We start from the raw sequence: 13,525 nt of genomic DNA on the forward strand, positions 1-13,525 counted from the left end.
TACCATCACAACCTTTATTTTGTAACCAGCTGACTTGAAACAAATATCGCTTCAGTATATGTACTCCCTCACCTACGACTATTAATGTTAAGTTCCTACTTATTGCCCATAAATGGTATCTAGAAGATACAAAAACTTATATTTTAAGTACTGCTAAATACCAAATAATTAAATTTTGTACTTAAAGCAAAGTACGTGTTGATAAACAGCAATTTGGGTTATTACATACCTAAGTGTGTAGCACTAGTAAGCTTTGTGTTTCGTAGCCCAAGAATTACTTTTACATATCATTAGAGTAATCAAAATAATCTATCCTTAATAATTTATTTTTAATACTATGTGGTTGTTTATTTATATAGTTATAAATTACATATAGTAATGCGCTTTGATTTTTGAACAAAATTAGGTAAGTAGGGAGAAGCCACTGCCGTCTTTTTGGTTCCCAAAATGAGCAAATACCATCAAGTGGCGTTGGGAGTAGGGAATAATAAATCAGTCTTTTCAAGTTGAGGGCGAGTTTTTTCACGCAATAAAATAGGAGTCGTATATTATTAACGAATCTTTTCTTGCACTCAATAATGAAATAGTTTTCAGGCAACTGGAGAGAGAATAATCCAAGCGATTAGAAATCGCGGCTACACAAACTCTCGTCCGCCTGTGCGGACTAACGCAAAAATAGGGTTTCAAATTTAATCTGACGAGAGTAATAAAAGAGCGTTAATGTTGTTCAAAAATCAAACCGGATTTCTATATGCTGAATACTCTTCAAAATATTGTCAATATAGAGTTATAAGAATTAACTGAAGATGAGCAGCTTGTCAAAAAAGTGTTGCTAGTCACTAATCATAACTAACGTTTTCACCACTTTATCTTCCCTCGAACAAATGGTTCACCCGATTGGGTGAATGCGATCGCTTGCTCACGAACTACTCTGAAAGAAGGTGCAGTTTTGATTGTGTGAGCATCATCGCTAACAGAATCAAAACTGCTCGATTGGCTATTCTAGCTTCTAATTATACATTAATAACTTGTCTATAAAGGGTCGAAAAGTGGATGAAATCGTTGTAGAATCCCTGTGTACACCAAATTGTCAGCAAGAGGTTATTAACCTGCTATCAAAAAGTGCTGTCAATTTCCCAGGAGTTATTTTCCAAGTTCTGCAACGGCAGGATGCTTCTGTGTCCGTGCTTTATCTTAGTTCTGGTTGTAAAGATTTGTATGAAATAGAACCAGAAGTTATACAAGCAGACTTTCGGGTGTTATGCAAACTGATTCATCCACACGATATAAAAGCTTTTGCAGAATCTATAGCTGTTTGTAGCAATACTTTTACACCTTGGCATTGGGAAGGTCGCATCATCACCCCTAGTGGCAAACTGAAGTGGATTCAAGGTACTTCTGGTGCAGAACTACAAGAAGGCGATTTGCTTTGGAATGGCTTAGTCATGGATATTACAGAGCAAAAACAAGCCCAAGAAAAATTGCAAGAGAGTGAAGCGCGGTATAAAGCAATTTTGTCTGCTATTCCAGATTTGATGTTTCGCATTAGCCGCGATGGCGAATATCTCGATTTAAAAAGTGAGGGAGCAAATGTCACACTTGATCGAGAAGAAATAGTCGGAAAAAATTTGCAGGAATTATTGCCGAGTGATGTTGCGGCCATTAGCCGAGAAGCGATCGCTAAAACTTTAGACTCTGGAACTTTACAAACTTGCGAATATCAGCTACCTACAGCTCTGGGAATCAGAGATTATGAAGCAAGGTTGGTAGTTAGTGGTCAAGACGAGATATTAGCAATTGTGCGAGACATCACAGAACGCAAACAAGCAGAAATCGCTCTGCAAAATCTTGCCCAAAAATTTGCTAAAGCTTTTAGTTGCAGTCCCGATTCAATTACCATTAGTACCCTCAAAGAAGGACGTTTCATAGAAGTTAACGATAGTTTTGTGAAACTTTCAGGTTATGAACGAGATGAAGCAATTGGGAAAACTTCTTTTGATTTAAATTTTTGGATTAATGCAGGCGATCGCCTAAAGTTGATACAGCAATTACAAGCTACAGGAGTTATCCGAAATTTAGAAATAGAATTTCGGCAAAAATGTGGAAAGATAATTACAACATTACTTTCAGCCGAAGTTATTGATTTGGATGGTATTCCTTGCCTACTAGCAGTTCATCACGATATTACAGAACGCAAGCAGGTAGAAGCCAAATTACGCCTATCAGCACAACGCGATCGCTTGTTAGCAGAAACCCTAGTGCGAATTCGGTCTTCGCTGAACTTAGAAGAAATTCTCCAAACTACAGTAACAGAAGTCAGGCAATTTCTGCAAGCAGATCGAGTCTTCATTGCTCTCTATAATGCCAATTTAGGAGTTAGAACTCTTGCCGAATCAGTAGACCCCAAATATCCATCAGTTTCTGGTTGGTCTACTAATGATGAAGCTTATCTACAAGAATTAAAAAACTTTCTCAAAGATAATGTTGTGCGTGTCGTTGAAGATATAACGCAAATGCCAGTATCTTCCAAAGTCACAACCCACTGTCAAAAATTTGGAACCAGGGCTGCTTTGGCAGTACCAATTATGTTAGATGAAGAATTATTTGGTGCGTTAATTGCCAATCAATGCTCAGCGACACGTCATTGGGAACCAATAGAAATTGATTTGCTACAACAAATGTCAGAACAAGTAGCGATCGCCATTCACCAAAGCCGGATTTACCAAGAATTAGCAGAACTAAACATTAATTTAGAACATCAAGTACGAGAACGTACAGCACAATTGCAGCAGAAAATCCAAGAAGTTGAAGAATTACATCGTGTTAAAGATGTAGTTTTACACACAGTTGCCCATGATTTACGAACTTCTGTCATGGGTAACTTGATGGTGTTAAAGAATTTGTTAAATCAGGGACTGGGGACTGGGGACTGGGGATTGGGAACCGGGGACTGGGAACAAGAGGACAAGGGGACAAGGGGACAAAGGGACAAGGGGACAAGAGGAATAACCAGTCCCCAATCCCCAGTCCCCAATCCCCAGTCCCCAGTCCCCAGTCCCCAATCCCCAATTCCTGTATCTCGCTCAATAATTGAGCGGATGATTCAAGGTAACGATCGCCAACTGACGATGATTAACTCATTGTTAGAAATTAATTCTTGTGAAAAAGAGGGTCTTGAGATTAAACCCGAACTTGTGCAGTTTAGCACCTTACTGGGAGGAATCTTCGCCCAGTTGGAACCAATGCTGACACAAAATCAAGCGACTCTGAAGAACTTACTTCCCGCAGATTTACCTTTAGTGATGGCAGATAAAACTCGGTTGCAGAAAGTCGTGGCGCATTTAGTAACACATAGCTTGCAAAATAATCCACCAGGATTAAATTTTACCCTGAGTGCCACCGTTGAGGCGGGAATGATTCGTACTCAGATTCAACATGACGGTGTAGCTATGAGTAAACTAGAGTGCGATCGCCTTTTTGATCTCTATGTCCGCGATCCCCAAGATTGTTGTTCCACAAGTATTGGCTTAAAAATGTATCTTTGTCGGCAAGTTATTAAGGCACATGGCGGCGAAATTGGTGTGATTAATAATCGCAAACGCGGGTTAACTTTCTGGTTTACATTACCTTTAGCAACTCCATCTGCAACAAATTGCCCATAAATTCCCAAAAAATGGGAGAGTAAATACTAGCTAATTATATGCTAAGTATTACTAAGGAATGCTCAGCAATCCCAGATGGCTAACCCATTTACAACAGTGCAAAAATGGTGGAGAAAAACCTTTTCTGCACCAAAAACAGATGAAATCACTATTCTTTACCAAGCTTGGCGCAACCGATTTTTGTGGCAGAGATTGCGTTTATGGTTGTGGCTGGCGCTGATTTGTCTGTTGTCTTTTACTTTACGAGACATTTATGGCTTGTTTTTCCCTTTCCAAGAGTTCAAGAACCTGCCAGGATTACTTCAACCTAGAAGCCTTGTAATTAATTTTGCAATGCTCCTAAATATACTTATTTGCTTTGCCCTACACAAAACTCAATTCGGTCGTCATCGTCCAGATTTATTATTTTTGGGTTCTTCTTGGTCAATTGGTCTAGCATCACAGTTGTTTGCAACCCTCCGAGGTTTCGCGTTACCCGATCACATTGGTTGGTCACTGCTGTTCTTGAGTCAAGCTATATTAATGCCGGTCTGCTGGACTCTTCACTTGCTGTCTCAAGCAGCTGTGCTGATTTACTATTTTGGTGTAAATACGATACTTGGACTAAAAACACCAATCCCAGAACACCCAGAAATATATAATGTAACGTTTATTTTATATATTTTTTGGTTTTGTACAATATGTGATATGGGCGTTTATCTGTACGATCGCCTGCAACGCTCTGAGTTTTTCGCCCGTCAAGAACTGGAATCTGCATACCAAAAACTTAAAGTTGCAGAAGCGAAATATCGCACCATTTTTGAAAATGCCGTTGAAGGTATCTTTCAAAGCACTCCCGATGGACGTTACATTACAGCAAATCCTGCTTTAGCACGTATTTATGGCTACTCATTAGCAGAAGAAGTGACAGCAAACTTCACAGATATAGAACACCAATTGTATGTCGATCCAAGCCGCCGAGCAGAATTTGTGCGATTGATGGAAAAGTATGGCAGGGTTTCCGAGTTCGAGTCCCAAATTTATCGCCGAGACGGCAGTATTGTCTGGATTTCCGAAAAAGCCTACGCAGTCCGGGATGAACAAGGAAAATTGCTCTACTATGAAGGTTTAATTGAAGACATTACACAGCGTAAACAAACTGAAGAAGAACTACGAGTGTTTTTTCATGCAGTTTCCCACGACTTACGCAACCCAGTACTGGGTACTTTGATGGTGTTGAAGAATTTGTTAAATCAGGGAGTGGGGGTAGGGGAACAGAGGGGCAGGGGAGCAGAGGGGCAGGGGAACAGAGGGGCAGGGGAGACCAATAATGCCCAATCCTCAATTTCTGTGCCACGCTCAATTTTAGAGCGGATGATTCAAAGTAGCGATCGCCAACTTAGCTTAATTAATTCGTTGATGGAAGCTCATGTCAGCGAGCTACAAGGTATTGTTTTACAACTTCAAGCCGTACAATTACTATCAATTGTCGAAGCGGCGATCGCAGATTTAGAGCCATTACTGATACAGAATCAAGCAACTTTGACAAATTTAGTAACCGCAGATTTGCCATTAGTGAATGCCGATCCGACGCAACTATGGCGAGTTTTTTCTAATTTAATTGTCAATGCCCTCAAACACAATCCCCCAGGATTGCTTTTGACAATTAATGCTACTCCTAAGGATGACAAAATTTATTGTACTGTTAGCGATAACGGCGTGGGTATTACTCAACAACAAAGCGATCGCCTTTTTGAACTTTACTTCCGGGGTAGTAACATCCGCAATTCTGTAGGTTTGGGATTGGGGTTATATCTATGCAAGCAAATCATCAATGCTCATGGCGGCGAAATTGGTATTAATAGCAGTCCCCAAGCAGGGGCAACTTTCTGGTTGACATTACCTATAATTTAAAACTCAGATCAACACTTATAATTGTCATTGGTCATTAGTCATTGGTCAGTAGTCATTAGTCATTGGTTTTAGACAAATGACTACTGACAAAGGACAAATAACAAATGACAAATAACAAATGACAAAGGACAAATTTTATGGTGAGAGGATTGAGAGTTAGTATGCTGCTGTTGGCAGTCTTGGGAAATTTGGTATGGCCATTTACTGCCAAAGCTGGTTATAACGGCAAACTCACCGTAGAAATTGATGGATTAAAGAATAAAGAAGGACAAGTTTGTGCGAGTATATTTGCTAACAGTCAAGGATTTCCTAACCAAGGCGATCGCGTTTTACAAAGCCAGTGTATCAAGATTAGTGATATTCCTTTGCTGCTTACCTTTGAGAACTTAAAAGCAGGTAATTATGCCGTTGCTATCATGCACGATCAAAATAATGACCGTACTCTCAATAGTAATATTCTTGGTATTCCCGTCGAAGGTTTTGGATTTTCCAGCAACCCAGAAGTTAAAACAAGAGCGCCCAAATTTGGCGAAGCGGCATTTTTAGTAGCAGGCCCAAACACTAAAATTCAAGTCCAGTTGAAATATTTTTAGAGTATGTTTTAAAAGTAGTGGCTGAGGTATCCAAAACTTGAGATGCCTCTTATACCATTTCACGAAAATCTTGATACATATAGATTTAACGTAGGGTAGCACAGCTGTGCTACCCTACCGAGGTATCTGTATGGTTAAGAAATCTGTGTGTACACCGTAGAGAGAAAGGCTTTGAAACCCTTATTCCCTAAGAAGGGAATGGAGGCAACGGGGTTAGGTCGTGAGGCTTTTGGTGTCTCATAGAATACTTTCCAAATATCCTCTTAATTACGAATTACAAATTACTGTGTGAATCTTCTGGTGTATTCTGTTGTTCCGGCAAGGCACGTATTCTATTCATCTGACTTAAAGCGTATCGTGCTGTTGCTTGCACTTCGGCATCTGGGTCTTCTAGTGCATGACATAGTATCTGACTCATTTGACTCATCATGTCATAAACACGGATCAAGTCACGGATTGCATTTTGCCGTACTTGTGGACTTTCGTCTTGCATAGACATTGCCAAAGCACGGTTCATCGGTTTGAGTGTGCGGGCGCCAATTTCCCCCAAAGCTGCCAAAATTAAACTGCTTTCTTGAGAATCAGCATCAATCATCAGGTCAACCATTGGCTGAATTGCCCGAGAATCCCCCTGCTGACCCAAATCCCAAATCGCCTTGCGCCGCTTCGTCGGGTCAGGACTGCGTAAGTCTTGAATTAATTCGTCAATGATATTGAGTTTAGCAAGACGGGAAGTTTTTTCTGGTAGCAGCAATTGTGTAGTAGGTGATAGCTTAGCTGTCTGTGGAGTAGTTAAATTCTCTGGTGAAGGTGTTGTAATGGGGTCTTTTTTAACTTGATTCAAACTTTTACTATTTGATATTTCCGATTTTTGCAGTTGTTTGACCTGACGAAACCACCTTAGCAGGAAAAGAAATGCACCAATACTTCCTAGAACACCAACGGCAAATATTAACCACCATAGAAAACCTCTCTCGGTTGGCTGGGGTTTTGCAGTTGGCTTGGGAGTCGAAGCAGGAGAGGTGACAATTGGAGAAGTGGCAATTGGAGAAGTGGCAATCTGCTTTTTAGCTGCTAAAGCTGCTTGCAGTCTCTCCCTAGTCGCCAGACCAGCAAGACCATCTATTTTTAAGCCCTTTACTTTCTGGAATTTCGCTACAGCGACTTCCGTAGTGGCGTTGTACTGTCCATCTACCACGCCATTGTAGTATCCCAACTGCTTTAATTGAGTTTGTAGTCTCTGCACATCTGATTTTGGACTACCATATCTCAAAACATTCGGAGTAGCAGAAACCCTCGAATTAGCTTGTGCAAATTCTAAGATTTCAGGTACTGGGTTAGATGTAGCTGTGCTTGGGCGATTTAAGTAAAAACCCAGGCAAGAAAAACAGGTAAATACCAAGATTGAGGAACGGCATAGCCTCATATTGCAAGTTTCAGCCTGAACGTGCTTTTGAAGTCATCGATATTACAATACCTTCAAGACGCCCAAATGTTAACTGTTATTTGTCATTTGTTATGGGGATTGGGGATTGGGGATTGGGGATTGGGGATTGGGGATTGGGGATTGGGGATTGAGGATTGGGGATTGGGGATTGGGGATTGGGGATTGGGAAGAGGCAAAGGGGCAGAGGGGAAAGAGTCCAGCAACTTCTCCTCTACTCCCCTCCCCTGCTCCCCTGCTCCCCTGCTCCCTCATCTCCCCAGTCCCCAGTCCCTAGTCCCCAGTCCCTATTCCCTAGTCCCCACGGTATTAAATTTTTTAGCAGATGCTTCTAAAATTGGCTGTTGTATGTTGGCTTGTTCGCCGATATTAATGGTGTTATTCTGCCCCGCTAAAGTATCACGTTGATTAATGAGGTAGATGCTGATTAAAGTGAGGAAAACACCTAGCCATTGTAACGGGCTGAGGACTTCTGAGAGGAAGAGATTACCAAATAGTAAGGCAAAGATTGGTGTAAGAAAGGTGAGGGAACTCAGACTAGTGAGACTGCCACTAGAGGCAAAGTAGAAGAATAATCCGTAAGCGATCGCACTGCCAAATACGGTAGCATAACCCAAAGCTACTAAATCAGATGCTCCTAAATTCTGCCATTGCTGGGATTCCACAACTGAGGAAATTCCCCATAATGGCAATCCTCCCAAAATCATATGCCATCCTGTAGCGGTTACTGGGTCAGCATGTCGGCAGACAAACCGAATCAACACTGTTCCTACCGCCATTGATAGGGCTGCTAGCAGCATCAACCACTCGCCACTAGCAAACAAATCTTGCCAGTTACCAATTGTAATATTTGCACCAGAGTCCAGAAGATGAAAAATCCACTCGTCTGGTAAGCCGATTAAACTAATACCTGTGACTCCCAAGCCTAACCCCAGCCATCCCCAAAAACCAATGCGTTCCTGGAATAACCACAACGACAGCAAAGCCACAGCCAAAGGTTGGGAGTCAATCATCACAGACCCCAATCCAGCACTGGTTCTGACTAATCCTTCTGCCAAAAATCCTTGAAACAGTGTTCCATCGACCAAGGCAAATAAGGCAATCCATAGCCACGCAGTCCAACTTTTCGGCTGCGGTCTACCCATAAATGCTGCTGCTATCAAAATTAATACCCCAGATGGCAACAGACGCACACCTGCCATAAATAAAGGTGTAGTGTGGGGTATCACTCCCTTCATTGCCACCATTGCTGTCCCCCATAGGAAAAAGGGGGCAATTAACAAAAGAGGAGCGAAGGGAAGTCGGAATGCACTGAGTTTCAGTTGCATGGGTTTGCAGATGCCTTTGTTTAACAAGCGTAAAAATTGCTTTACCCAATTTTACCGAATTATGTCGTTTTGTGAAGCAAAAATACCCATTCGTAGTTTATAATGCGTGGTGTTGACTGCTTGATGCGTTGCTCTTAAGTGCTTTTAAATATAAAAATGATTCAAAATACGCAATTAATGAATTACTGAATACTTCACCTATAAAGTGAAAACTCAACAAATAAGGTTTTGCTTATATCTCAAATTTTGAAGACGGCTACTTGGCGTAAAAATCCACAACTAAACATAAAAAATTTTCGCTTCCCTACTCCCTACTCCCCATTCCCCACTCCCTACTCCCTAATTTCAAGCCAGGAACGAAGTTTTAAGTTTTATTATTGAGTTTTTCTCAACTCAATTAACCCACTCTACACAAGAGTGTAAACGTTAACTTGGGCTGGGAGTAGGGAGTAAGAATATTCTGTTTGAAAGCAACTTAGTATTAGTTACATAAGTTATGCTTTATTAAATGTGGAAGAACTAATATACTTATTCAAGTTGAGATTTGTTAAGTCCCAAATACAAATAAATTTATATATAAAGAACGAGGACACCTCGGTTTCTCAAGCCCAGATATCCCCTTGCAACATAACCTAACAGTAATGAAACTGTTAACCATATTTTAATAGCTAATTTGGGTTATTCAAATACTTCTTAAGGTTAGTTATATATTCTTCCTTCAGTAGGATGAAAATGTAATGAAATTGTGAAATAATCGCCTAAATTTAAAATATTGTGCATAAATATATCTTTATGCGCTTATGCTTTGTTAAACAGGTGCATGAACGTTGCGTAATACACCTGTTCTCTAGTTTTTACGAGAAATGAGCAAAAGTAGACTTTTCTAAAGTCGCTACTAATTTGACGCGGAATTCTTCCTCGAACACTCCTTTTTTATAATCTAAACTCCAGAGTTCCAAAGCACAATCATCATCAAATTGAGATGGGTAAATCAACAGATTAACTTGGCGAAATTGTGGATAATACTCACATTGTACTTGGGCGATCGCGCCAATTTGTCGTCTATCTAGTGCCACAGCTAACCTTAATATGGCGCTCAATTGGCTGACTATTTGTCGCTGATGTTTAGCCAGGAAACTCTGATAATTTTCATGTTTTTTCTTGGGCGGCGATTTGCGATGATAACGCGCTAAATTTGCAATGATTTCAATCTCAGTTTCTGTGTAACCGAGTAATTCCCCATTGCGGATTAGATAGTAGGAGTGCTTGTGGTGAGACGAATGGCTGACGTAATGACCGCAATTGTGTAATATTGCAGCTGCCCAGAGTAATTGTCGCTCGTCGGCTCCCCAATGGTGTAGCGTACCTTGGGTTTGGTCAAATAAACTTTCGGCAAATTTAGCTACGCGATCGCTATGTTCTAAATTAATGTGGTACTTATTAGCAAGCTTTAGAACATTGCGTTCCCGAACTGAACTTTGATAGCGCAGTTTATCTTCAATTAAACCGTGGGAAAGCATCCAATCTACAATTACGCCTTCCCTCAGAGAACGTTCACAGACTGTCACGGACTCAGCACCCAAAAGGGTCATGGATTCCTGTAAAATTACTGCTCCTGCAAGTATCACTTCTGACCGTTTCTCTGGCATTCCAGGTACAGCAGCCCTTTCTGCGTTACTCAGTTTCCGCAACCGATTTACCAACTCCCGTAAGTCTTTGAGACTGAACTGGTAGCCATTGAGAGTGGAGGGAATAGCACCTGACTTTTCCCGTGCATGAATCATCGCTAGGGTTTCAATAGTGCCAGCCGTACCCACCAAACGGGCAGATTCTCCAAACTCCAAATTTGCCAGTACCTCTTCTACAGAACGTTCCAACATCCCCCGTGCATAAGCTTGGAGATATTGAAACTCAGTATTGCTAATGGGATCGGTGGTGATTAACTCACTAGTGAGTCGCACTGCACCGACTTTAGTACTGGTAAGAGTGCGGGGTTCGTGACTGTCCCCCAAAATTAATTCTGTGGAACCGCCACCAATATCAACAATGATGTGGGGCTGGTTGTGAAATTCCATCCCCGACAATACGCCAAGGTAGATTCGTCGCGCTTCTTCTTGACCAGAAATTAAGTCAACATTTAAACCCAACTCGGCTTGTATGGTGTGTAAAAAATCTTTACCATTAGGGGCTTCGCGCACAGCACTAGTTGCCACAGCAATGATAGTTTCAGCGTTGATAGTTTTGGCAACTTCTTGAAAGCGTCCTAAAGCAGCGATCGCCTTCCTGATTATCTCAGGTTTGAGTTCCCCTGTGGCAATATTGCGATCGCCTAGCCTGACGGTTTCTTTTTCTCTGGCAATAATGCTGAAAGCTGGTAGTGTGGGGTCAATCTTTACCACTACCATATGTAGAGAATTTGTCCCCAAGTCAATGGCAGCAATAATTCGGTGTTGGTCAACTGGTTGAGTTGGAGTACTCTCCCAGCTAGCCGAAATGACGTTCTGCATCTAGTTTTCTCTCTAAATTAGTGATGGCAAACGGTGGTATGTCGGGGTAGCTGGCACTGATATTTATTGCAACACACTAGCCCATACTCAGTGCTGAGTGCTGTTGGCGGTAGCGGGGCGTTGAGCTAGTGTCCAGCATTGAGTATTGAGTAAAACTTAAAAAATACTCAGCACTCGGAACTCCCAACTCAGCACTCAGTTTTGTCGAGATTAACTGAGCTAAGTATATTCACCCTACTGCTTACAACTCCAGTGACTATTTAAAGGTTTTTAAAGTTGCCACTTGGGGTTATGTTTTTACAAATAACAAATAACGTTATTCTATAGATGTAAAGATCTGTGAATTAGGAAATAGGGAGTGGGGAGTTGGGAGTCCGGATTAGAGAAAAATTTTCTTGATACGCAATTGTAACTACCCAATCCCCACTCCCCACTCCCCACTCCCCACTCCCCACGCTATGTTAACGACACCAGAACGTGACGAAAAGCCAATTTGGCTTGTGATTATGCGCCTTTTGCGCTGGCATAAACCTGAAGGACGATTAATATTGATGATTCCTGCCTTGTGGGCTGTCTTTTTGGCAGCTGCTGGGAAACCACCTTTACCTCTGGTTGGTGTGATTGTATTGGGTACTCTGGCCACAAGTGCGGCTGGGTGTGTTGTCAACGATTTGTGGGATAAAGATATTGATCCAGAAGTGGAGAGAACACGCGATCGCCCCTTGGCTTCTCGTGCTTTGTCTGTGAAAGTAGGGATTGTTGTCGCTATAGTGGCGCTGGCTTGTGCGGCGGTTCTGGCTTTTTATCTTAACCCCTTGAGTTTCTGGTTATCTGTAGCAGCGGTGCCAGTAATTCTACTTTATCCAGGGGCAAAGCGAGTGTTTCCTATTCCACAACTAGTGCTTTCCATCGCCTGGGGTTTTGCGGTGTTGATTAGCTGGAGTGCAGTAACGCAAACTATCTCCCAACCAACTTGGTTACTTTGGGGCGCAACTGTATTGTGGACATTGGGATTTGATACAGTTTATGCCATGAGCGACAAGGAAGACGATCGCCGCATTGGTGTTAATTCTAGCGCTCTATTTTTTGGTGATTATGCCCCTGCGGCTATTGGAATTTTCTTTGCTGGCACAATCTTATTATTAGCTTGCTTAGGCGTAGTTATAAATCTTCACCTGCCTTTCTGGATTAGCCTTGCATTAGCTACTATTGCTTGGGTTTGGCAATCTCTGCGATTAAGAGAGCAAAATTTACCTAACCCTGTTTATGGTGAGATGTTTCGCCAAAACGTCTGGATTGGTTTTATCTTACTTGGTGGGATAATTTTAGATTTTAGATTTTAGATTTTAGATTTTGTGGAAAGTCTGAATGCTGGAAACCCGCACAGACGGCAGAGGTTTCATGTTATGAAGAACGTAACACCCTGAAAGCGAGAAAGATTTCAGGGTGTTATGCCATTTCACGAAAATGTTCATACATATAGATTTACCGTAGGGTAGCACAGCTGTGCTACCCTACCAAGGTCTTTGTGCTTCAATTGCCAGATGCTGAAGTTACTGGACATTAGACATCAGAAGCTTTGATATCTCCGCATGTGCCAACACAGCAGCGGGTTCGCTCTGGAGTGCGTTATAATACTTTCTTTCAAAGGTATTACCTGTCTCTAAGGGCACAATCAACGTGCGGACATCGGCAATCAACTTTTGCAAATCATCCAGGGCTATTGGTTCATCTGCTATCAGCATTTCATCAATTTGCACAACCATCTCAGAAATCCGATGTAGCCAAGCAAATTGTTCATGACCGATGACGAGTTGCAGGAGTTCTGTACTTGATACCCGGCCACTAATTTGTTCGTAGGCGATGCGTTCTGTCTCCAGCAACATCTTGTGAAGGTATAGTAATTTATTTCGTAAATCACGCAGATATTGATGTTGACGGATTCTTTGTAAAAGTGTGTTAGAAGTCAATGTTACCCATCCTCTCGTTACGATAGTCTTTAATAACTTGAATAATTTCTGCTTCGGTATTTATCAACCAAAGTTCATATATCAATTTTCTTACTAGGACACACTATAGTTAACATGTCTTTTTATAG

8 protein-coding genes are annotated in these 13,525 nt (G+C 41.5%); 4 read left to right on the forward strand and 4 right to left on the reverse strand.

Translation table 11 applies throughout. The features are described from left to right. Positions 1–1,049: 1,049 nt before the first annotated feature. The 3 genes from IQ276_RS21935 (at position 1,050) to IQ276_RS21945 (ending at position 6,148) form a co-directional block, all read left to right on the forward strand. Positions 1,050–3,662, forward strand: coding sequence for a sensor histidine kinase (locus tag IQ276_RS21935; RefSeq protein WP_235115863.1), 2,613 nt, complete (start codon positions 1,050–1,052; stop codon positions 3,660–3,662). A 75-nt stretch (positions 3,663–3,737) separates the two neighbouring features. Next, on the forward strand, positions 3,738–5,555 hold the full coding sequence (locus tag IQ276_RS21940; RefSeq protein ID WP_235115864.1) for a PAS domain-containing sensor histidine kinase: 1,818 nt from the start codon (positions 3,738–3,740) through the stop codon (positions 5,553–5,555). 137 nt (positions 5,556–5,692) lie between these two features. Beyond that, a complete protein-coding gene (locus IQ276_RS21945; RefSeq protein WP_193925085.1) occupies positions 5,693–6,148 on the forward strand; it encodes a DUF2141 domain-containing protein in 456 nt (151 codons plus the stop codon). A 274-nt stretch (positions 6,149–6,422) separates the two neighbouring features. Here IQ276_RS21945 and IQ276_RS21950 read toward each other — a convergent pair whose 3' ends face one another. The 3 genes from IQ276_RS21950 to IQ276_RS21960 form a co-directional block, all read right to left on the reverse strand. Beyond that, complete coding sequence (locus tag IQ276_RS21950; RefSeq protein ID WP_193925086.1) at positions 6,423–7,574, reverse strand: peptidoglycan-binding protein; 1,152 nt, start codon at positions 7,572–7,574, stop codon at positions 6,423–6,425. Positions 7,575–7,879: 305 nt separating this feature from the next. After that, positions 7,880–8,920 carry a DMT family transporter gene (locus IQ276_RS21955; RefSeq protein ID WP_193922261.1) on the reverse strand — a complete coding sequence of 347 codons (1,041 nt, stop codon included), beginning with the start codon at positions 8,918–8,920 and terminating at the stop codon, positions 7,880–7,882. Between the two features lie 854 nt (positions 8,921–9,774). Further along, the gene (locus tag IQ276_RS21960; protein ID WP_193922262.1) at positions 9,775–11,427 is read right to left on the reverse strand and encodes a Ppx/GppA phosphatase family protein; all 1,653 of its coding nucleotides are present in this window, start codon (positions 11,425–11,427) and stop codon (positions 9,775–9,777) included. 458 nt (positions 11,428–11,885) lie between these two features. On the opposite strand from IQ276_RS21960, the gene IQ276_RS21965 reads away from it, so the two are divergent. Continuing rightward, a complete protein-coding gene (locus IQ276_RS21965; RefSeq protein ID WP_235115865.1) occupies positions 11,886–12,770 on the forward strand; it encodes a 4-hydroxybenzoate solanesyltransferase in 885 nt (294 codons plus the stop codon). 210 nt (positions 12,771–12,980) lie between these two features. On the opposite strand, the gene IQ276_RS21970 is transcribed toward IQ276_RS21965, so the two are convergent. Continuing rightward, positions 12,981–13,397, reverse strand: a complete 417-nt coding sequence (locus IQ276_RS21970) for a hypothetical protein (RefSeq protein WP_171974294.1) — start codon at positions 13,395–13,397, stop codon at positions 12,981–12,983. Positions 13,398–13,525: the final 128 nt, after the last annotated feature.

Origin of the sequence: Desmonostoc muscorum LEGE 12446 (assembly GCF_015207005.2) — a bacterium.
GTDB lineage: Bacteria > Cyanobacteriota > Cyanobacteriia > Cyanobacteriales > Nostocaceae > Nostoc > Nostoc muscorum.

Excerpts from the sequence above, each read along its gene's own strand:
- IQ276_RS21950 (WP_193925086.1), bottom strand. The coding sequence starts at position 7,574 with ATGAGGCTATGCCGTTCCTCAATCTTGGTATTTACCTGTTTTTCTTGC.
- IQ276_RS21955 (WP_193922261.1), bottom strand. The coding sequence starts at position 8,920 with ATGCAACTGAAACTCAGTGCATTCCGACTTCCCTTCGCTCCTCTTTTG.
- IQ276_RS21945 (WP_193925085.1), top strand. The coding sequence starts at position 5,693 with ATGGTGAGAGGATTGAGAGTTAGTATGCTGCTGTTGGCAGTCTTGGGA.
- IQ276_RS21940 (WP_235115864.1), top strand. The coding sequence starts at position 3,738 with ATGGCTAACCCATTTACAACAGTGCAAAAATGGTGGAGAAAAACCTTT.
- IQ276_RS21965 (WP_235115865.1), top strand. The coding sequence starts at position 11,886 with ATGTTAACGACACCAGAACGTGACGAAAAGCCAATTTGGCTTGTGATT.
- IQ276_RS21960 (WP_193922262.1), bottom strand. The coding sequence starts at position 11,427 with ATGCAGAACGTCATTTCGGCTAGCTGGGAGAGTACTCCAACTCAACCA.